The sequence below is a fragment of the Yersinia thracica genome (genome assembly GCF_902170565.1).
Classification (GTDB): domain Bacteria; phylum Pseudomonadota; class Gammaproteobacteria; order Enterobacterales; family Enterobacteriaceae; genus Yersinia; species Yersinia thracica.
Genome location: NZ_CABHXX010000052.1, coordinates 1 through 474, shown reverse-complemented (window position 1 = coordinate 474; position 474 = coordinate 1). Strand labels below are relative to the sequence as shown.

Sequence of the window (474 nt, the reverse complement as noted above, 5' to 3'; positions counted from 1 at the left end):
GGCGCTAATGCTGCTGAAACCACATTCCGTTATAACTATCTTAGCCATCATCAACAAAAGTTGATGGAAGCTGAAATGAACGCCGCGAGGACGCTGGCGGAGAAAGGCAGCCTTTTCATCGGCTGGGGAATGACTAGCGGCAGCCAGGATGGCGCATTTGCGGCGGGTATTGTGGCCGGTGTACCGGAAGGATTGTATGACAGTAGTATTGAATTACTGGGGGTATTAAAAGAGCCAAAACAGACATTTATGGCGCTCAGAGAGCTGATTAACAATGATGATGCGATAGGCACTGTGGCGCAAAGTGTCAAACAAGACTGGCTGGCACGGATTGACAGAATGGAGGCTCATTATCAGCGGGCGGGCACGGGAGGAGCCTATGACTCTGGGCGAGAAGCGGGTAAACTGCTGGTTGAATATGGCGGTTATGTTGCCGGTGTAGGCGCGGTAGCAAAAGGCAGCGCCCGGTTTGCC

At 52.5% G+C, this 474-nt stretch carries 1 pseudogene; it reads left to right on the top strand.

Going from position 1 to position 474, the window contains the following annotated elements:
- Positions 1-474, top strand: a pseudogene (locus tag FTA91_RS06135) (VENN motif pre-toxin domain-containing protein); the annotation flags it as partial.